Here is a 19,337-nt window from a genome sequence, read left to right on the forward strand (position 1 = left end):
TTAAAGTGGAGAGTATACAATAAAAAATGAGGTGAACATTTTCCAAAGTCACCTCATTTTAGATTTTGTCATTATGACATGATTTTTTTGGCCTGACGTGCAAGGAAGTTTCGGAAATCATCCAAATAGGTAAAAATCACTGGAACAACCACGAGTGTCAGTAAGGTAGAAGTAATCACTCCGCCAATCACGGCATGTGCCATTGGCGCGCTTTGTTCACCGCCTTCACCTAGACCAAGTGCAAGCGGAACCATACCCATCACCATTGCACTGGTGGTCATTAAAATGGGGCGTAAACGGGTTTTACCTGCTTCAATAATTGCGTCATAACGATCTACACCATGATCCATGGCTTTTTTAATAAAGTCGATGAGTAGAATTGCGTTCTTTGTCACCAAGCCCATGAGCATAATAATCCCGATAATGGAAAAGAGGTTCATGGTTGAATTAAATAAGAATAAGGCTAAGAACACCCCAATCAATGATAAGGGCAATGAAGCCATAATGGCTGCAGGGTGAATGAAGCTATTAAATTGTGAACCCAAAACAATATAAATAAATACAATAGAGAGGGTAATCGCTGTCATTGCATAACCCGCAGACTCAGCCATATCTTTATTGGCACCTTGCGTGACAAAACTATAACCTGGTGGCAAGTCGAAGTTTTTCTCTATCTCATTGATTTCGGCACCAATATCACCCGCAGGACGTCCTGCTGTGTTGGCTTCAACCATTACTTCACGTGCCAGATCACGACGGTTAATTTGTGAAGCACCAAGTGTTTCTTCAAAGCTTGCCACACTTGCCAATGGAACTAAAATAGGTAAGCCTGCAGCATCGGTTTTTTGTGATGTGATGTACATGCTTTGAATGTCAGTTGGCAGACGACGCTGATCTTCAGTGAGTCGTAAATTTACATCATAGGTTTCGCCTTTATCATCCTTCCACGTTGTTACATTATCACCCGCAAGAAGAGGGCGTAATACATTGGCGATTTGATTGACGGATAAACCTAAATCACTGGCTAAAACGCGATTGATATGTACACCTAAGGTCGGTTTAGGTTCTTTGAGTGAGCTTTCTAAGTCGACAATACCTTCGACTTTGGCAACTTCAACCAAGAATCGATCTGAAATGCGTTGTAACTCATCTAAGTCTGGTCCTTTAATCGAGATCATTACCGGCTTTTGGCCGCCCGATACTGTTTCATCAGCTGAGGCAATCGAGGTAATGGTAATACCTGCTACATGTTTTAAGCGGGTACGGAATTCATTGTTGAGATCCGTTAATGTTTGACTACGCTCCGTACGTGGTGAAACAGTGACACGAATGCTAGCATGGTTTTTACCCCGATCAGTGGCACTATTAATTGCACCATAAGTGGCTTTGACTTCTGGATGTTGGCGAATGATACGATCTACTTGCTTAAGCTTAGCCTGCGAATATTCAAGGGTTGCATCAATTGGTGTTTCAAATTTGATCCGAATTTCACCTTTGTCTGGTACGGGTACAAATTCAGTTCCGATCATTTTGGATAAACCTAATGCACCAAATAAAGACGCGACGGCGATTAAAAGGGTAATGAGCCTAAATTTTAAAGCAAGCTTGAGTAATTTTTCATAATGATGGCTTAGGTTGTCGAGCTTGCCCGAAATCCAGTTAAAAAAACGTTTGATTTTACCCGGCTTTTTATTTGGATCTTGGCGCTCTGCCCAGTGAGCAGACAACATCGGGTCAAGGGTGAAACTCACAAACATTGAAATCAGTACAGCGGTACTGACGGTTACACCAAATTGATAGAAGAAACGCCCAATAATGCCGCCCATAAATGCCACAGGTAAAAATACCGCGACAATGGTCAATGTTGTGGCCAATACAGCTAAACCAATTTCTTTCGTGCCGTCGAGTGCAGCGGTGACGTGGTCCTTGCCCATATCGGCATGGCGGACAATATTTTCGCGTACTACAATAGCATCATCAATCAGGAGACCGATACTCAGTGAGAGAGCTAGTAGGGTCATCATATTGATGGTAAAACCAAAAATCCAAACAAAGGTGAGGGTACCTAGTAGTGAAATCGGTAGAGTTAAACCTGTAATGGCTGTCGAACGAAATGAGCCGAGAAATAACAATACAATGAGTACCGCAAGTACTGCACCTTCAATTATGGTACGTGCCACGTCTTTAATGCTGCCACGAATACCTTTTGAAGAATCAACCACAATTTCTGCGGTCGTGCCTTTCGGCAATTGCTGTTGGATTTTACTTAAGGTTTTACGGGTATTATCAACTACCTCAATCACATTAGAGTCCGAACTTCTCAGAATGTCGACAGCGACGGCTGTTTTACCATTCAGATAAGCACTCGACTCCATTTCAGCTTGGCTATCTTCTATTTCGGCAATTTGTTTGAGATAAATCGGCGCGCCATTTTTATTGGCAACCACTAAATCACCGAATGAGTTTGGGTGAATAACCCGAGATTTAATTTCGACCACCAATTCTGAATTCTTTTGCTTTAAAGTCCCCCCCGGAACTTCAATATTTTCAGATTTTAGGGTGTTTATAACTTGGTCTATCCCAATCCCGAAACTTTGTAATTTTTGCGGATTTACTTGAATACGAATTTGACGCTGCGCATCACCCAATAAATTGACCGTACCGACACCGGGAACTGTTCTGAGTTGTGGCACAATCCGTTGATTCAGATAGGAACTCAAATCACGTAAAGACATGTCCTTCGATTCAAAAACAATCGACATAATTGCACTGGCAGTAGGGTCATAACGTTCTACGATGGGGTCATCAATTTCATCACGAAATTGTGCGGTTACTGGTGCAATTTTATCTCGAATATCCTGTGCAGCTACAGAGGACGAGACATCTAGATTAAATTCGACAATAACCGTGGATAAACCTTCACTGGATTGAGAAATGACTTGCTTGAGGCCTGAAATGGTATTGATCTGATCTTCAAGTTTCTTGGTGATTTCAGATTCGACAGACTCAGGAGAAGCACCCGGATAGTTGGTGTAGACAACAACAAAAGGGAAGTCGACATCAGGAAACTCTTCAACACCCATACGTTGCCAAGATGCGAGTCCTAGTACCATCAGACAGAACATCATCATGATGGTGAAAACAGGATATTTCACACTAATTCGGGTTAACCACATAACAACTGTCCTGCCTTATTCTTTTAATTTTGGCTGATACTTACATCTTGTTTGATATCTGAATCATTAAATTTAATTCGGCTGATCAGATCACTATTTTGTAAGCCCTGAACAATCGCGGTGTTATTGCTATAACTCTGATTCAAAATTTGTACAGGTACTTTGGCAATTTTATTTTGACGTATGACCCAGACATAAGGTTGGTCTTTTAAACTTTGAATGGTGTCGAGTGGAATTTTTTGGCCTGAAATGTTATCTGTACCTAAGATGTGACCTTCGACAAAAGCACCAATACTTAATGATGTAATGGTTTCATTTGGGGCTGCAAAAAATTCAATTTGACGACTGGCTTGATCGGCAATCGGTGAAATTCGGCTGATTTGTGCTGTGAGTAAATTGCTATTGCCTTGGATGTTATATTCAATCTTTTGTCCAATTTTCAGCGCTGCCTGCTGATCACTTGGTAATTTGGCTTGAATTTCTAATTGGTCTGGATTGACGATTTCAAAAAGGGTTTGTCCGGCAGCAACCGTTTGTCCCGGTTCAACATCACGTTTGGTAATCACGCCTTGGATAGGACTATAAATGGTGCCGTCTTGATTGGCTTTACGTGCAATATCGACATTGGCTTGTTGGGCACGAACATTTTCCATTTGAGCTTGGTAATCGACACGACTTTGTTCAAACTCTACTTTGGAAATAAAGCCTTGATTCAGCAAACGCTGTTTGCGCTCCATCATTAGTTTGGCTTGATTGGCTTGAGCTTGCGTGGATGCGAGGTTCGCTTGAGATTGAGCAAGACGTGCTGCGTTGTCTTGATTATTTAAATGCACCAATACTTGGCCTTTGCTGACACGTTGTCCGACCTCTGCATTAACATTGGTTGCAGTCGCAGTGACTTGGGCTTGAATACTGCTCTGATTGACCGCCCGAATGGTGCCTGTAAAGGCCGTTTTTGAAATTGCGTTGCCTTGTTCGATCGTGACCAGATCTTGTTGAATCAATTCAATCTTATTTTCTGGTTTTACACTTTGCTGCGAATCTTCTTTTTGACATGCAGCCAAAGTCAGGCTTATGCAAAGCAGGCTAAGCTTTAAAAATGGGGATGATTGCTGTGCAGATTGCATAATGGTCCTTATATCAGCGGTCTACAAAAGCAATTGAATAACAAGTTTATTCCATCGCTTTTAAACGCGTAATAATTCTGTCGTATTCAGCTTCTGTATTTCGATAGCGAGTTTGTAACGATTGAATGTATTCTTTTTTCGCTACCATATTTTTTTGATTATTATCCAACATTGTTTTTAATTTTGCCGGAACGGTTTCACCTTTTCGAAAATGTTCACGTTCTTGGCGAACAAATAATACACGATCATTTTGTAATTGTTTTAATTGTTCTTGTTCAAACACGATCTGTTTACGTATACCAGTCAGTGCATCACGCTTTTTAATGGCCGCAGTTCGGCTATTGGTATAGGCTTTTTTAAGTTTGATATCTGAAGCTTGCTGACGTGCTTGGGCAGCACGCTGAGGAGCTTGTCTAACGTCCGCTTCAGCATTGTAGGGGCGGTTACGTTTAATCACTTGCATATTTTGATCAAGTGCTTCATAACCATAGCGGATGTGATTTGGTGTCACATTGGTACTGATGTTTGCTATGCCTTTACTGTCATAGTAACGATACCAAGTCGCCTTTTGTGGTTGCTGCGTATTGGTTGGTGCAGCAAATAAAAGCGGGGTATAAGCCAGTAAACAAGTCGTCAGAATGACTTTTTTTGAGAAATGTTTAAGGCCAATCAAGTGAATTTTTTTTGTAAACGGACTCAACCTTGTACTCCCCAGTTTAAAGTTGACTAAATTACTTATTTTAAAGTAATAATCTTGCTATAATATGCTTAATTAAGACAATTAAATACTATTCCAAGTTAAAAAAAAATCGTTGGTCATCGGAAAGTGTGAAGCAGTTAATAAAAACAAGAAATCTTGTGTGTTTGCGCAGAAAATGTTCATTGAAAACGCAAGTAAAGATATGTTAAAAATGTTCACAACTTGTAAATAATAATGCTGCTAACTTAATTGTTTGTACATCCTCAATGGGTAGGGTCAATAAATGGACGATAAATTCCAAAATCTAAAAGTCATGGTAATTGATGATTCAAAAACCATTCGTCGTACGGCCGAAACGCTGCTTCAGCGTGAAGGATGTGAAGTAGTCACTGCTGTAGATGGTTTTGAAGCACTTTCAAAAATTGCAGATGCGAATCCAGATATCGTATTTGTCGATATAATGATGCCACGTCTTGATGGCTATCAAACTTGTGCCCTGATTAAAAACTCTCAAAATTATCAAAATATTCCTGTGATTATGCTTTCAAGTAAAGATGGTTTATTTGATCAGGCGAAGGGTCGTGTTGTAGGTTCGGATGAATACTTGACTAAGCCATTCAGTAAAGATGAATTGCTGAATGCAATCCGTAATCACGTTACAGCTTAATTAGATTTTTTATTTTTTGGGGAAAAAGCATGGCACGTATCCTAATCGTTGATGATTCACCAACAGAAACATTCCGTTTTAAAGAAATTTTAGGTAAACACGGATTTGAAGTGATTGAAGCTTCAAATGGGGCAGATGGGGTGACGATGGCTCAAGCTGAGTTACCTGATTTGGTCTTGATGGATGTGGTAATGCCGGGTGTGAATGGATTCCAAGCAACACGTCAAATTGCACGTGGTGCGACCACCAAACATATTCCGATTGTCATTGTAAGTACCAAAGATCAGGCAACTGACCGTGTTTGGGGTAAACGCCAAGGTGCTTCTGATTATCTAACTAAACCTGTAGACGAAAAACAATTAATTGATGTGATTAAGCAACACCTCAATGCAGGATAAAGCTCTATGGCAGCAAATGGATTTATCGAATTACTTCGAATCGCAAAACGAGGAAACAAAAACTACGTTTCCACTGAAAATGAAGTAAACCGATGGTCAGGCATTGCTTTTGAGATGATGGGGCAATATTACGTTGCTCCTTTAGGTGAAGTAGCTGAAGTGATCTACCCACCAAAATATACGCCAGTTCCCAACACCCAACCTTGGGTGATGGGATTAGCCAATATTCGGGGACGCTTACTTTCTTTGTCTGACCTAGCACAATATATAACCGGTCATCGAAGTAGTTTTTCACCCACTCAAAAAGTTTTATGTATTAGTCATAATGACCATTATGTCGGTTTGGTAGTCGATCAAGTTTTGGGTATTCAACACTTTAATAAGAAAAGTTATTTTTCTAAACATAATGAGTTGGATCGAAATTTACAGGAATATTGTCAGGGGTATTTCCACCAGCATAACCAGCAGTGGAATGTATTTCTCTTCAGTCGTTTACTGCAAAATCCAAAATACATGAACGCATCTATAAAATTTATAAATTAATTGTCGCGCACGAACGAAAGAAGGCGTAATCGGGGAGAAGCTGAATGGGCTTTAAACTTAAAAAGAAAAATACGGGTGAAAGCACCAGTGGTCGTAAAGGCGGTAATGCTTTTCTGGCAAAACTGCAATCACAGACAGATCAATTATCTCGAGTTTTTGGTGATAGTGAAAAATCCAAACCATTTATTTATGGTGCGATTGGTTCATTAGTACTGGCAACGATTATTTTATTATACCTATTCTATAGCGTTCCTCGCGGTAACCAATTAACGCAAAGTTTGGGTGAACTCCGTCTTCTTTCGCAAACAATTTCGCGTCAAGCAACTGAGGCAACTGCTTCAGGTACTGAAGATGCAATGAAAAAATTAATTGCCTCTCAAGATTCGTTCAAAGAAAACTTAGAAACTGTAAAAGACATTCATGCAAATACAGATGCGCTGAAATCTGTAGATACGCAGTGGGCTGAGGTTTCAAAAAGTATTGACTTGATTACTTCGCAACAAAAAATCATTAATAAGTTATATGACACGAACATCGCGATTGGTGAAACCATTCCGGGGATTCAGGCGGAATATAACTTGATGGTCGACCAAATGGCACGTCAAGACATGCCTTCGAACCAGGTGGTGATTGCGAAAAACCAGGTATTCATTGCAGAACGTATTTTACGTTCGATCAGTTCGGTGCTTTCAGGTTCTGATAGCTCACGTGAGTCTGCAGATGACTTCAGTGCCGATACTGAAACCTTCGGTTTGTACTTAAATGCCCAATTGGATGGTAGTACAGAGCTTGGTGTACAACGTATTGAAAGCCCTGAATTACGTGAGTCACTTGAAGGCATTAAAGCTGAATATGACGATGTATTAAAATCAGCGGCTGCGACAATTTTGAAAAACTCAACGCAAATTGTGAACGTACGTAAAGCATCTTCACAAATTTTTGCTGAGTCAGACAAATTGTTGGACAACTTAAATCAATTGTCTTCTAGCACAGGCTTGAAAACCATTTTACCTGCGGTACTGTTGATTCTTGCTTTAACAGCCTTCTTGATCTGTGTGTTCAAACTTCTTTCTTTACGTGGTCAATCGGATAAATTCCGTGTAACCCGTCTTCAAGAAGAATATGACCGTAACCAGAACGCGATTTTACGTTTACTCGATGAAATTGCCGATCTTGCAGACGGTGACTTACGTTCGTATGCGACGGTATCTGAAGACTTTACGGGTGCGATTGCCGACTCGATTAACTTCGCAATCGACCAATTACGTGACCTTGTATCGCGTATTACAGAAACTTCTCAAGAAGTTGCACAATATACGGCGAATACGCAGGGTATTACCAACCAGCTTGCAGAAGCATCTGAGCATCAGGCGCAAGAGATTGCTGGTGCATCTGCCGCGATTAACGAAATGGCAATGTCGATTGACCAAGTATCTTCGAACGCTGAAGAATCAGCTGTCGTAGCAGAACGTTCAGTACAAATTGCTGCAAACGGCGCAGATGTCGTAAACCGTTCAATTGAAGGTATGGACACGATTCGTGAGCAGATTCAAGAAACTTCAAAACGTATTAAACGTTTGGGTGAGTCTTCTCAAGAGATTGGTAACATTGTCGCACTGATTAACGATATTGCCGACCAAACGAACATCTTGGCATTAAACGCAGCAATTCAGGCGTCGATGGCGGGTGAGGCAGGTCGTGGTTTCGCCGTGGTAGCGGATGAGGTACAGCGTCTTGCGGAACGTTCAGCGTCTGCAACCAAACAGATTGAAGGCTTGGTAAAAACCATTCAAACGGATACTAACGAAGCCGTAATTTCAATGGAACAAACGACTTCGGAAGTTGTACGTGGTGCGAACTTGTCTAAGGATGCCGGCGTAGCACTGGATGAAATTCAGTCTGTATCGGGTAACTTGGCGAAACTGATTGCAAACATTTCGGATGCTGCAAAACTTCAGTCTGCTTCAGCAGGTCATATTGCGACAACGATGAACGTTGTACAAGAAATTACCTCGCAAACCACCAGTGCAACATTTGATACTGCACGTTCGGTATCTGAATTGGCGAACATGGCTGAATCATTACGTGAATCTGTATCTGACTTTAAACTCCCAGAGTAAGTCAGGCGCAAACCTGCAGTACCTTAGCTACGGTTAGGGTACTGCACCGATTACAGATAACACATCGATAAGGTGAACTTAACGTCACAGTTAAGTCTTAGGTGATGGTTACAATTAAGTTTGAGCAACCTTCTTGGTGGCAAAACATAAGAAGCCTTAGCTATGAAAGAAATATTAAAAAATTTAGTTGAAACAACTACGCTTCCTGAAGATAGTTATCTTGATCAAGATGCAGAAATTTTAGAGATTTTTGTTGAAGAAATAGAAGAGATCTTTGAAGAGCTGGCGGGTTTATTTACAACTTGGTTGGAAAATCCACAAGATAAAGACACTTTAACGACGATTCGTCGTCATTTCCATACCCTGAAAGGTTCGGGTCGTATGGTCGGGGCAAAATCGGCGGGTGAAACTGCATGGGCAGTTGAAGATACGCTGAACCGTGTTATTGCGGGTTCGGTACAGTTAACGCCGACCGTTCAAAAGTTTGCACAAACAGTTTTAAATGTTTATCAATATAAGCTCTATCCACTGTTTAAAAATGTTGCCGAATTAGATGTTGACTTACGTCCATTGGTTTTAATGGGGCAACAATTACAACAAAATATCAGCCTTGAGCCTGCACTCGAAGAATTATTAAAACTGGCAGATCAATTAAAATCTGAAGATGATGTCACTGGTTTAGAACTGACTGATGTTGAAGCTACGTCACCTGTAGAAGTGCTTGAAAGCACGATTGATGTGGTCGTTGAATCAGAACTTGCTCCTGAACAAGTGGATGCAGATGCGTCACTGGTCGAAGAGACAGTGAGCATTTTTATTGAAGAAGCTGAAGAACATCTACAAACGATTGATCAGTTCCTCCAATCTGATGACAGTAAATCACAAGACTATAATGGCTTGATTCGCGCGCTACACACCTTGCGTGGTAGTTCGTCGATGGCGCAAATCGAAGAGATTTTTGAAGCCAGTTCAAAAGTTGAAAACTTATTCAAAACCTTATTGCAAGACGAAATCGTATCGAGCTCGAAAGAAACTGCTTTATTGATTCAATATGCTGAATTTGTTCGTGATTATTTACACGTGCTGCGTTCAGGAGATAAGGCAAATCTTGCGTCTATTTATGAAACCTTTAAAGCCGCTTGGGATGATTATGGTTTTGCAAGCCAAGATCAATTGGCGCCTGAAGATAATCCGCAAGGTTTGGTTTCTAAACTAATCGAATTAAATATTGATCAGTTATTAGATGCTGAATTTGAGTTTGATAAACGTGCCCTTGCTGAATTCCCAGACTATATTCAACAGCTCAGTCAACAAGCTTTAGAGTTGATTGAACATACGGATAATCGTGCGTCTGTTGGAATCCATGATTTCACAACTCAATTGCGTGCAGCATATCAGTCTTTAGTTGAAAAGCGTGAATTACTCCATGCTGATTATGGCTATGAGTTATTTGCGCAAGCACATCAAGAGTTTATTCACTTATTTGACACTTTAGCTGCGGGTCAGCGTGTGGTGTTAAGTGAAGAGGTTCAGCGTTTCTTAAATGAGCTGACTGCATTTGTTCAACAAGACATTGAAGCAGTTGCAGCGACGACAACACCAGAAGCCCATGTAGTTGCTGAACCTGTTGCCACAGTAGAAGATAAAGCCGCTGTTGCAAATACAACAGCAGTAGACTTTGCACAATTAAGTCAGCGTATTCAACTTGATCATCAACAGATGCAAGCGGTGGATGCGAATAATGACTTTGATGAAGATCTTTTAGGGATCTTTATTGAAGAGGCAGAAGAGTTATTGGTGGGGATTGACCAAGACCTTAGTACTTGGACACGTGATCAGACCAATACTTCAGCTTTGAATAATTTAATGCGTTATTTGCATACCCTAAAAGGTGGTGCAAATATGATTGCCGCATCTCATGTGGGTTTAATTTCGCATGAATTAGAATCGATTTATGAGCGCATTATTCGTCAGCAAATTTCGATTACGCCTGCGTTAATTCAAATTATTCGTTTAGTGCAGGATGATATTTCAGATCGTATTCAAACCATTCGTGACCAAGGGATCGACTACCCAGCGAATAATGTGATCGATATTCTCAAGAATATTCAGTCAATTGTGGCAGGAGAGCGTTCAGAAGCTGTTGTATTGGCTTCGGCCCCTATTTCTGCTGAAACTGAACAAGCAGCAGTAGAACCAGATGTATCGGTGTCAGAGCCGATGGATGTTGCTGAAGACACTGCAGAAGCAGTGGTTGAAGCTCAAACGACTGCTCACACTGAGTCTGCTGTTGAACATCTTGAACATGCGGTTGCTGAACATGTTGAGCATCCAGATGACGATCTACGTTCTGTCATGGAAGAAACCTTCCTTGAAGAATCTGAGGAAATTCTTGAACAAGCCGTTCAATTATTAAATCAATGGACTGAACAACGTAGTGACCGTAACGTATTGCTTCAATTACAACGTGCTGCCCACAGTATTAAGGGTGGTGCGCGTATGGTTGAAAATGAACCTGTTGCCGCAATTGCGTATCAACTTGAGACGACGTTTGAGCATTTCGCGGTTCATCATTTCAACTCAAATGCGTATGACGGCTTGCTCAAAACGACTTTGGCATGGTTAAAAGAAGCGATCTTCAACTATGACTATAGTAATTTTGACAGCATCAAATTGAGCTTAGAGTCCATTCAATATGTGGATGTTACGGTTCAATTGCCAAACCGTGTTGCAGAATTAGAACAAGGTATTGTTAGCAAAGGCTTTGAATTTATTCAAGGTGATGGTGTTGAACCTCCATCTATGTTGGGTGAATGGTCTGAAGCCAATTCGTCTGATAACAGCAATGAGATGATTCGTATCTCGGCTGATCTCGTCGAGAAGATGATTGACTTATCAGGCGAAAACTCGATTAACCGTTCACGTATTGAGATGGACTTAGGTCAGCTAGGCAATACCTTGAATGAAATGGAGTTAGCCATCAAGCGACTTGCTGACCAGTTACGTCGAATGGATGGTGAGCTTGAGTCACAAATTATTGCCAAACATGGTTCTGAAAATTCACGCTATGCGGATTTCGACCCATTGGAGATGGACCAATATTCATCGATTAACCAATTGTCAAAATCTCTAGCCGAATCTGCGTCGGATTTGGTTGACTTCAAGAGTACTTTGGCAGAAAAAATCCGTGATGCGGAAGGTTTGCTATTACAACAATCACGTATTCAGTCAGAAATTCAAGAAAGTCTGATGCGTACCCGTTTGGTGCCATTTGATCGTTTGTTACCACGTTTACAACGTATTGTGCGTCAAACCTCTTCGACCTTGAACCGTCCTGCAGAATTGATTGTTCAAAATACAGAAGGTGAATTGGACCGTACGATCTTAGAGCGTTTGGTGACACCATTTGAACATATGCTGCGTAATGCGGTCGACCATGGTTTAGAAGATACTGCTGACCGTTTGGCTTTAAAAAAGCCAGAAGTAGGTAGCATCGTCTTGAACATTAGTCGTCAGGGTACTGATGTACTGGTGTCTTTCAGTGATGATGGTAAAGGGATTGATGAAACCAAAATTAAAGACAAAGCCTTAAAACTTGGTTTAATCAAAGCGGATCAGTTCCTCGATAAACAAGAAATCTTGCAATTGATCTTCCATCCAGGTTTCTCAACGGCACAATCGGTAACGCAAATTTCGGGTCGTGGTGTTGGTCTGGATGTGGTGCAAAGTGAAATTAAAGCCTTGGGTGGTCATGTTTCCGTTGAGTCTGAGTTAGGTAAAGGGACGACCTTTACGATTCGTGTACCAACCACAGTAGCGGTCAGCGATGCCTTGATGGTGAAAGCGGGCGATCAGCAATATGCGATTTCATTAGCGCAAATTGAACGTATTGTCCGTATTGCACCTACGGCACTCGAAACTTACTTCAATAGTAAGGATGACGTGTTTAAAATTGACAACACCAATTACAAACTACGTTATCTATCAGAGTTTGTGGGTAATCAGCCAATTCCACGTTTAAATAATGTCGGCCATTCATTGCCTGTATTGCTAATAAAAGGCAACAGTGGTCAAACCATTGCTTTATTGGTAGATCAGCTGGTGGGTTCACGTTCTCAAATCGTGGTGAAACCAATTGGTCAACAATTTACCAGTGTGGCCGCGATTGCAGGTGCCACGATTCTAGGTGATGGTCATGTATGTTTGATTTTGGATGGGCAAAATATTGCACGTCAAATTCAAACTACGCAGCGTGTTAAACATTCAGCTGAACAGCGTGATTTGGGCCGTCAATCCAATGCACGTCGTTTAGTGATGATTGTCGATGACTCGGTGACAGTACGTAAGGTGACTTCACGCTTACTTGAACGTCAAGGTTATGACATCGTGACCGCGAAAGATGGTGTAGATGCAATTGAGCAGCTTGAAAATGTCCGTCCAGACTTGATGCTACTCGATATTGAAATGCCACGTATGGATGGTTTCGAAGTGACAAACTTAGTCCGTCACCACGATATTCACCGTGACTTGCCAATCATTATGATTACATCGCGTACTGGTGAAAAACATCGTGAGCGTGCATTTAGCTTAGGTGTGACTCACTATATGGGTAAACCATTCCAAGAAGCTGAATTGCTTGCCAATATTGAAGCTTTAATTGCAGAAAAGCAGGGGTAATTTATGAGCCAAAACACTGTTTCTCAGGTTGTCAGCGATAAAATTGATCAGCAGGAACTGCAACATCTCATTACGGTTTCTACCGGTTTTATCGATGCGTATATCATCGATTGTCATGGTAAAGAGCCAATGTTGTTACCACAAAATATTGTTCTTTCAGCGCTCGATAGTGCAACCAATGTTCCTTTTGTTGAATGGCATGAATTGAAATTGCCTGTTTTCTCAGTCAATGATCCTGCAAAAAATCAGGGTGTGGCTTTGGTCATTGAAGGGGATGATGTTGGACAGCGTTTTGCACTGATGTGTAATGAGATGCCGAAAACCATTCGTTTGCGTATTTCTGAAGTGGTTGATGAAGAAAAAGCCGTGAAAGACGCCAATATTTTCCAATATGTACGCATGGCCGATCAGGTATTTCATATTCCAAATTTAGCCAATATTCAAAACAGCATTGGGCTTCAAGCGGCTTAATATTTGCAAAAACGAGATATAAAAAAGGAACTCAATGGAGTTCCTTTTTTATATTGCAGAGAATACTTAAGCCAACAGGTTTTCTAAAATCTTTTCGTAAATTTCAGAAAGTAGCTCCAACTCTTCCACATTGACGTGTTCATTGATTTGGTGAATCGTGGCATTCAAAACACCCAATTCAAGCACCTGTGCACCTGTAGGCGCAATGAATCGACCATCAGAAGTACCACCACTGGTCGAAAGTTCAGTTTCTGTCCCTGTAACATCACGAATGGCATCACGTGCGGCATTCACTAACTCACCGACAGGGGTGAGGAATGGAAGACCAGATAAGGTCCAAGAGATATCATATTCAACGCCATGACGATCTAGAATTTCCAAGGTGCGTGCTTTGAGTTCGTCCGCCGTCACTTCTGTTGAATAGCGGAAGTTAAAGAGTAAATTCATCGTGCCCGGAACAACGTTGGTTGCACCTGTGCCGGCATTAATATTGGAAATTTGGAACGACGTTGCAGGGAAGTATTCGTTACCATTGTCCCACACGGTATCGCAAAGCTCAGCCAATGCTTTTGAAGCTGTATGGATTGGGTTGATTGCTAGATGTGGGTAAGCAACGTGACCTTGTTTACCTTTAACTGTTAAATTGGCATTTAGCGAACCACGACGACCATTTTTAACAATATCGCCAAGTGTGTTGGTGCTTGAAGGTTCACCCACCAAACACCAAGTCATTTTTTCATTACGCGCTTCTAAAGTTTCAACAACTTTGACTGTCCCATTGATCGAAGGACCTTCTTCGTCAGAGGTAATGAGAAATGCAATAGAACCTTTATGGTTTGGATGTTTCGCAACAAAACGTTCGGAAGCGACAACCATAGCTGCCAACGCTGTTTTCATATCTGCGCTGCCACGACCATATAGTTTTCCGTCGCGAATTTCAGGAAGAAATGGGTCAGAACCCCATGCATCCAAGTTACCCGTAGGTACCACATCAGTATGACCTGCAAAGCAAAATACTGGTGCTTCAGTCCCTTTACGTGCCCAAAGATTATCTACATCATCAAAACGCATATTTTCAATGTTAAAGCCAATCTTGGCTAAACGATCTGCCATAATGTTCTGGCAGGTATGGTCAATCGGTGTCACCGACGGTTGGCGCAGTAGTTCTAGGCTGAGATCAAGAGTTGCTGTTGAGGTCATGCTAAATACAGAAGTCAAAAATGTCGCAATATAATAGGCGAATCAACAAGCGAAGGGAAATTTAGACGTAAAAAAACCCTATTAAAAAATAGGGCTCTTTTATAAATTCTTGGGAAAGAAATTAATTGCGGCGAATTTCTTCCGAAGTTTTCTCAGCAGTATTGGTTACCGCATCTCCAGCTTTAGATACGTCTTTACCAACACCTTTTACTGTATTACAACCTGTCAGTACAAAAGCAACCATAAGTGATGCAGCTAAAATTTTTTTCATTGACTGTATTCTCCATTATGAAAGAATAATTTTTAGAGGGATAAATTATTCTGATGTGAGATTTAGATTAAAAAATAGCCGTATCAAACAGTAGGTGGTTTTTACGGTGGTTGAGTAAATAAATGTAAATTTCTACTAAATGGTGGATTGAGTCTTAAATCGTTTGCGGCAAAATCAAGCGTGGCTGTCTATACATATAATAGCTTTCCTCACTGTCTTTTTTATATAAACCATCTGTCCACCAATGTGCGGTTTTACTTGTCGGTTGCTGCTGCACGCAAATCCATTCATGTCGTTGTAGGCGATAATAGCCTTGACTCGTAGATGGAATGACATGTCCCCATTGACCTATTCTACGTGCAGGATTGACCCAGTTTGGTAATGTGCTGGTACGCTGAATAGGTAAATATAATTGACCCTTTAAAACGCAATAGCGCTGTTGAATCTGCTGCCCAAGTGCTTCATCAAATTGGAATTGTTTTTGGGTGAAATGATTGAGCTTTCGAGCCAAAGTATCACTACGATTTAAGCCATACCAATAAGGTAATTGAAAATCACGCTCGGCTAGATAATATTTTAAAGCCACTTCCCAATGTTCAACTTCACCACTTTCAGTATTTTTTAAAACAAAATCGAGTTCACCTACTGTACGAGGGCCGTCAATTTTTTGAATGCTATGTCCGAGTAACTGGTAGGGATGGTATGGGTGATCGAGAAGCCAAAACCACATAAACATTTCGAAACGTAAACCAAGACGAGTACTTTTTAATTTTTGTAAAAATTCTACTAATGCACTTGGGTGTTGTTCGAGTTGTTTTAAACGGGGTAGGTAGGCTTCAAAATGTTTTTGCCAAAGCTCGCTTGGATGAAAATGAAAGGGATAGCGGATTTCGAGTTCATAGGGAATTTGCTGCAGAATATTTGGGCTAGCAATACAGAAAGCTAATTGGCGAACTAAGGGCTGTTTAAATTGCAACCATGGCTCAAAATAAGACGACGTTGTCGGGGTTACAGCCATATTGAAACCTTTCGAATAATGCAGAATAACAACGGATAATTGTTAAAAACATCTTATACTACCTGAATTGAAAGTTCAGGGTAGCGGTATGAAGACGTTGTTTTGGCGAAGCTTAGTGGTTGTCTTTGTCATTTTAGGCTTTATAGGGGCTTTATTGCCGGGAATGCCCACGACAGTCTTCTTAATATTAGCAGCATGGGCAGCTTCAAAAGGCTGGCCACAAATGGATGCTTGGTTATTGAATCATCCTAAATACGGCCCAACCCTACGCGCTTGGCGCGAAAATGGCACCGTCCCCCGCAAAGCAAAATGGTTTGCATCGATCATGATGTTTGTGAGTGGTCTGATTATGCTTTTTACATCAGCACCGATTGCCGTCAAGATTTTCACTGACTTAACCATGTTGATTGTTGGCATTTGGTTATGGACACGACCAGAGCCAAATAAGATTAGGACTATTGAAACATCGCCGCAGACACAACCACAAGATAAAGATAAGCAGAAAGAGCAAGAGCATGTCTGAATATACCCAAGATCAAGCAGATATCCTGATTAACTTGAAAGATCAAACTTTAACTTTGCCGAAACTGAATAAGTTTTACCTCATTTCATCGGGTAAAAATGGCATTGGTGAACAGGAAAATAGTGGCAAGACGCCACGTGGCTGGCATAAGGTCGCTGAAAAGTTTGGTGGACAACAACCTCAAAATGCAGTTTTTAAAGCGCGTCAATGGACAGGAGAGGTTTACGATGAGCAACTTGCCGCATCATATCCTGATCGGGATTGGATTTTATCTCGAATATTATGGCTAAGTGGTTTGGAACCGGGCTTTAATGCAGGTGAGGGCTGTGATACTTATCAACGCTATATTTATATCCATGGCACACCAGATCGCGAGCCTATGGGGATACCGATGTCACATGGTTGTATTCGCATGCGAAACAGCGATGTTGTAGAACTTTATCAATTGATTCCATTAAATGCGCTGGTTTACATCACTGAACATTGAACACGTCGTTAAAAGTACAAGCCATGAAAACCGAAGTTCATGGCATCAAAACAAAGATTTGAAAAATTAAAGTGAGTTTGAAAGGCGTTTTTTTGTCAGGACTTTTGTCAGGACTAATGCTCGCAAACTAACAGAAAATCGTGTTTGAATGTATTTTGTACACTGTGGTGTTTTAGAATGTAGTGTATGTGATGAATTAATCGTCGGTTCGCTGAATGATTAGTTATGAGTCCACGCGAAAAACTGTTTTTTATGTGAATGATGCAGAATATAAGTCATATTTTTAGTAATAAATTTACAGGTTTATAGCTAAAAAATGTTCAAAAATACTGATTTTTCCGCAATATAACTTATTTTTTAATCACTCAAACAGAAAAAGTGGAAAAGAGTTAGAAAAGCGTTTGACAGACCGTGAGGATTCTCTATAATGCACCTCATCAAACGATGAACATGTTTTGAAAAGGGCGCTTAGCTCAGTTGGTAGAGCGTCTGCCTTACAAGCAGAATGTCGGCGGTTCGATCCCGTCAGCGCCCACCAAGCCTTTTCAGTGTTAAGATATTTAGAGTGCAGCGGTAGTTCAGTTGGTTAGAATACCGGCCTGTCACGCCGGGGGTCGCGGGTTCGAGTCCCGTCCGCTGCGCCACTTTAAATCTTAATTCGTTTGAACCACAATAGCGACATTGTGTAAGTGCAGCGGTAGTTCAGTTGGTTAGAATACCGGCCTGTCACGCCGGGGGTCGCGGGTTCGAGTCCCGTCCGCTGCGCCATTTACATGATAGACCTTTTGAGGGCGCTTAGCTCAGTTGGTAGAGCGTCTGCCTTACAAGCAGAATGTCGGCGGTTCGATCCCGTCAGCGCCCACCATATTTTTTTGCGATGCAGCGGTAGTTCAGTTGGTTAGAATACCGGCCTGTCACGCCGGGGGTCGCGGGTTCGAGTCCCGTCCGCTGCGCCATTTCAAAGAATATAATTGTTGTACCCTTTAAGGGCGCTTAGCTCAGTTGGTAGAGCGTCTGCCTTACAAGCAGAATGTCGGCGGTTCGATCCCGTCAGCGCCCACCATATCTTTTAAGATATAGGTTGTGTTTCGAAAGAAACTACGTGATGCAGCGGTAGTTCAGTTGGTTAGAATACCGGCCTGTCACGCCGGGGGTCGCGGGTTCGAGTCCCGTCCGCTGCGCCATTTATCTTAAAAATCTCTGTTCAAGAGAATGCCTTTAGAAAAATCTTCGATTTTTCTCTTGCGCTCAGACAAAGCTTCGCTTTGTTACTCTTCGCTCAGGGCGCTTAGCTCAGTTGGTAGAGCGTCTGCCTTACAAGCAGAATGTCGGCGGTTCGATCCCGTCAGCGCCCACCATATTCTTCTATAGAAACTTCTTTATCCAAAAGCTTGCCTAAATTTTCTGATTTACATAGAATCCGCTCTATAATAATTTTAATATTGTATGTGATCTATGAGAAATCCATATCAGCGCAAGGCAGCGTCTAAAACTCAAACTACAAATTACAATCCTCAAGAAACCTATAAACAATTTATTGAAAATATGGTCGCTCAAGGTGGCGTGATTGCGTTATATCAAGATGGTTGGGCACTTTGTGCGACACCTACAGGTCAGCGTTCCTTCGCCATTTGGCAAAACCGTGGTTTGGCACGTTTATTAATTAAAGACAATTGGTCCAATTATGAAATTCAGGAAATTTCATTAAAAGACTTTATCGAAAAAGTCATTCCGTTTTTACGTAGCGAGAGCACTACGGTGTCTTTAGATTTGACCCCGGAAGGGCAAAATATTTTGGTTGCACCTGAAAAGATGCTGTTAGATATTAAAAATTATTTATATCAAGTCTACCAGCAGCGACCAGAAATCTTTGAAAACCTTAAAATTCCTTTGCCACGTAGCATTCGTTTAAATTAATGGTTTATTTACAGCATAAAAAAGCCCTTGTTCACTAATCGA

Annotated in this window: 15 protein-coding genes and 8 tRNA genes; 17 read left to right on the forward strand and 6 right to left on the reverse strand. The window is 41.3% G+C overall.

The features are described from left to right. Positions 1-71 precede the first annotated feature (71 nt). Genes FTT72_RS03585 through FTT72_RS03595 form a run of 3 tightly spaced genes read right to left on the reverse strand, consistent with a single transcriptional unit; the run spans position 72 to position 4,943 of the window. Positions 72-3,176: an efflux RND transporter permease subunit gene (locus FTT72_RS03585; protein ID WP_180177876.1), complete on the reverse strand. Its 3,105-nt coding sequence runs from the start codon at positions 3,174-3,176 to the stop codon at positions 72-74. A gap of 23 nt (positions 3,177-3,199) precedes the next feature. Continuing rightward, entirely contained in the window at positions 3,200-4,303 is a 1,104-nt protein-coding gene (locus tag FTT72_RS03590; RefSeq protein WP_180117619.1) for an efflux RND transporter periplasmic adaptor subunit, read from the reverse strand. A 46-nt stretch (positions 4,304-4,349) separates the two neighbouring features. After that, positions 4,350-4,943, reverse strand: coding sequence for a hypothetical protein (locus tag FTT72_RS03595; protein ID WP_373683064.1), 594 nt, complete (start codon positions 4,941-4,943; stop codon positions 4,350-4,352). A gap of 343 nt (positions 4,944-5,286) precedes the next feature. On the opposite strand from FTT72_RS03595, the gene pilG reads away from it, so the two are divergent. The 6 genes from pilG to FTT72_RS03625 all read left to right on the forward strand — a co-directional run bounded on the left by pilG (position 5,287) and on the right by FTT72_RS03625 (position 13,879). After that, complete coding sequence (gene pilG, locus FTT72_RS03600) at positions 5,287-5,670, forward strand: twitching motility response regulator PilG (RefSeq protein WP_078191060.1); 384 nt, start codon at positions 5,287-5,289, stop codon at positions 5,668-5,670. Between the two features lie 29 nt (positions 5,671-5,699). Beyond that, entirely contained in the window at positions 5,700-6,068 is a 369-nt protein-coding gene (locus FTT72_RS03605) for a response regulator (RefSeq protein WP_078191059.1), read from the forward strand. Between the two features lie 6 nt (positions 6,069-6,074). After that, the gene (locus FTT72_RS03610) at positions 6,075-6,611 is read left to right on the forward strand and encodes a chemotaxis protein CheW (protein ID WP_078191058.1); all 537 of its coding nucleotides are present in this window, start codon (positions 6,075-6,077) and stop codon (positions 6,609-6,611) included. Between the two features lie 44 nt (positions 6,612-6,655). After that, positions 6,656-8,731: a methyl-accepting chemotaxis protein gene (locus FTT72_RS03615; RefSeq protein WP_078192256.1), complete on the forward strand. Its 2,076-nt coding sequence runs from the start codon at positions 6,656-6,658 to the stop codon at positions 8,729-8,731. Between the two features lie 162 nt (positions 8,732-8,893). Next, positions 8,894-13,408, forward strand: coding sequence for an Hpt domain-containing protein (locus FTT72_RS03620; RefSeq protein ID WP_180177877.1), 4,515 nt, complete (start codon positions 8,894-8,896; stop codon positions 13,406-13,408). Between the two features lie 3 nt (positions 13,409-13,411). After that, complete coding sequence (locus tag FTT72_RS03625) at positions 13,412-13,879, forward strand: hypothetical protein (RefSeq protein ID WP_180004987.1); 468 nt, start codon at positions 13,412-13,414, stop codon at positions 13,877-13,879. Positions 13,880-13,945: 66 nt separating this feature from the next. Here FTT72_RS03625 and dapE read toward each other — a convergent pair whose 3' ends face one another. The 3 genes from dapE to FTT72_RS03640 form a co-directional block, all read right to left on the reverse strand. Next, entirely contained in the window at positions 13,946-15,079 is a 1,134-nt protein-coding gene (gene dapE, locus FTT72_RS03630; RefSeq protein ID WP_180177878.1) for a succinyl-diaminopimelate desuccinylase, read from the reverse strand. Between the two features lie 121 nt (positions 15,080-15,200). Next, the gene (locus FTT72_RS03635; protein ID WP_078191053.1) at positions 15,201-15,350 is read right to left on the reverse strand and encodes an entericidin A/B family lipoprotein; all 150 of its coding nucleotides are present in this window, start codon (positions 15,348-15,350) and stop codon (positions 15,201-15,203) included. Positions 15,351-15,504: 154 nt separating this feature from the next. Beyond that, complete coding sequence (locus FTT72_RS03640; protein ID WP_180177879.1) at positions 15,505-16,368, reverse strand: DUF1853 family protein; 864 nt, start codon at positions 16,366-16,368, stop codon at positions 15,505-15,507. A gap of 88 nt (positions 16,369-16,456) precedes the next feature. Here FTT72_RS03640 and FTT72_RS03645 point away from each other — a divergent pair, with 88 nt between their 5' ends. The 11 genes from FTT72_RS03645 to FTT72_RS03695 all read left to right on the forward strand — a co-directional run bounded on the left by FTT72_RS03645 (position 16,457) and on the right by FTT72_RS03695 (position 19,295). After that, positions 16,457-16,891 carry a YbaN family protein gene (locus FTT72_RS03645; RefSeq protein WP_180004991.1) on the forward strand — a complete coding sequence of 145 codons (435 nt, stop codon included), beginning with the start codon at positions 16,457-16,459 and terminating at the stop codon, positions 16,889-16,891. After that, a complete protein-coding gene (gene elsL, locus FTT72_RS03650) occupies positions 16,884-17,378 on the forward strand; it encodes a cell wall-recycling L,D-carboxypeptidase ElsL (protein WP_180004992.1) in 495 nt (164 codons plus the stop codon). Before FTT72_RS03645 ends, elsL begins: the two co-directional genes overlap by 8 nt. A gap of 462 nt (positions 17,379-17,840) precedes the next feature. Then, positions 17,841-17,916 (forward strand) — tRNA-Val (locus tag FTT72_RS03655). Positions 17,917-17,945: 29 nt separating this feature from the next. Then, a tRNA-Asp gene (locus FTT72_RS03660) sits at positions 17,946-18,022 on the forward strand. Between the two features lie 47 nt (positions 18,023-18,069). Beyond that, a tRNA-Asp gene (locus FTT72_RS03665) sits at positions 18,070-18,146 on the forward strand. A gap of 21 nt (positions 18,147-18,167) precedes the next feature. Beyond that, positions 18,168-18,243 (forward strand) — tRNA-Val (locus tag FTT72_RS03670). A gap of 14 nt (positions 18,244-18,257) precedes the next feature. Further along, positions 18,258-18,334, forward strand: a tRNA-Asp gene (locus FTT72_RS03675). A 31-nt stretch (positions 18,335-18,365) separates the two neighbouring features. Then, positions 18,366-18,441 (forward strand) — tRNA-Val (locus FTT72_RS03680). A 44-nt stretch (positions 18,442-18,485) separates the two neighbouring features. Continuing rightward, positions 18,486-18,562 (forward strand) — tRNA-Asp (locus FTT72_RS03685). A 98-nt stretch (positions 18,563-18,660) separates the two neighbouring features. Then, positions 18,661-18,736 (forward strand) — tRNA-Val (locus tag FTT72_RS03690). A gap of 97 nt (positions 18,737-18,833) precedes the next feature. After that, complete coding sequence (locus FTT72_RS03695; protein WP_078191441.1) at positions 18,834-19,295, forward strand: DUF2750 domain-containing protein; 462 nt, start codon at positions 18,834-18,836, stop codon at positions 19,293-19,295. Positions 19,296-19,337 lie beyond the last annotated feature (42 nt).

This window comes from Acinetobacter sp. YH01005 (genome assembly GCF_013420465.1).
GTDB lineage: Bacteria > Pseudomonadota > Gammaproteobacteria > Pseudomonadales > Moraxellaceae > Acinetobacter > Acinetobacter amyesii.

What these genes read in the sequence shown, in the direction of transcription:
- pilG (WP_078191060.1), top strand. Translation starts at nt 5,287, where the DNA reads ATGGACGATAAATTCCAAAATCTAAAAGTCATGGTAATTGATGATTCA.
- FTT72_RS03635 (WP_078191053.1), bottom strand. Translation starts at nt 15,350, where the DNA reads ATGAAAAAAATTTTAGCTGCATCACTTATGGTTGCTTTTGTACTGACA.
- elsL (WP_180004992.1), top strand. Translation starts at nt 16,884, where the DNA reads ATGTCTGAATATACCCAAGATCAAGCAGATATCCTGATTAACTTGAAA.
- FTT72_RS03620 (WP_180177877.1), top strand. Translation starts at nt 8,894, where the DNA reads ATGAAAGAAATATTAAAAAATTTAGTTGAAACAACTACGCTTCCTGAA.
- FTT72_RS03625 (WP_180004987.1), top strand. Translation starts at nt 13,412, where the DNA reads ATGAGCCAAAACACTGTTTCTCAGGTTGTCAGCGATAAAATTGATCAG.
- FTT72_RS03610 (WP_078191058.1), top strand. Translation starts at nt 6,075, where the DNA reads ATGGCAGCAAATGGATTTATCGAATTACTTCGAATCGCAAAACGAGGA.
- FTT72_RS03645 (WP_180004991.1), top strand. Translation starts at nt 16,457, where the DNA reads ATGAAGACGTTGTTTTGGCGAAGCTTAGTGGTTGTCTTTGTCATTTTA.
- FTT72_RS03695 (WP_078191441.1), top strand. Translation starts at nt 18,834, where the DNA reads ATGAGAAATCCATATCAGCGCAAGGCAGCGTCTAAAACTCAAACTACA.
- FTT72_RS03615 (WP_078192256.1), top strand. Translation starts at nt 6,656, where the DNA reads ATGGGCTTTAAACTTAAAAAGAAAAATACGGGTGAAAGCACCAGTGGT.
- dapE (WP_180177878.1), bottom strand. Translation starts at nt 15,079, where the DNA reads ATGACCTCAACAGCAACTCTTGATCTCAGCCTAGAACTACTGCGCCAA.
- FTT72_RS03605 (WP_078191059.1), top strand. Translation starts at nt 5,700, where the DNA reads ATGGCACGTATCCTAATCGTTGATGATTCACCAACAGAAACATTCCGT.
- FTT72_RS03585 (WP_180177876.1), bottom strand. Translation starts at nt 3,176, where the DNA reads ATGTGGTTAACCCGAATTAGTGTGAAATATCCTGTTTTCACCATCATG.
- FTT72_RS03640 (WP_180177879.1), bottom strand. Translation starts at nt 16,368, where the DNA reads ATGGCTGTAACCCCGACAACGTCGTCTTATTTTGAGCCATGGTTGCAA.
- FTT72_RS03590 (WP_180117619.1), bottom strand. Translation starts at nt 4,303, where the DNA reads ATGCAATCTGCACAGCAATCATCCCCATTTTTAAAGCTTAGCCTGCTT.